This is a genomic window from Photobacterium sp. R1 (assembly GCF_054600795.1).
Genome location: NZ_BAAHZP010000485.1, coordinates 1 through 278 on the forward strand (window position 1 = coordinate 1; position 278 = coordinate 278).

At 50.0% G+C, this 278-nt stretch carries 1 protein-coding gene; it reads right to left on the bottom strand.

The features are described 5' to 3' along the window. On the bottom strand, positions 1-278 hold a 278-nt coding region (locus tag ACYP03_RS25965), incomplete at both ends, for a flagellar basal body rod C-terminal domain-containing protein (RefSeq protein ID WP_459782669.1).

Sequence of the window (278 nt, forward strand, 5' to 3'; positions counted from 1 at the left end):
TTCACATTGGCCAGCACTTCAACATTGGTCTCGTAACTGCGGGTGGCGGACATCATGTCTGCCATTTCGGCTACAACGTCGATGCCCGGATAGAAGACATAGCCTTCTTCGTTCGCCAGCGGGTTATTCGGTTCGAAACGCTTATCCACTTTGCCATCATGCTGAACCACGTCGACAATGCGCACTTCCGCATTCGGGTACACATCTTTGTCGGCAGATAATTGTGTCTGGCTGTACACAGTGGCAAACACAGGTTTCAGCGCTTTGTAAGTATCATT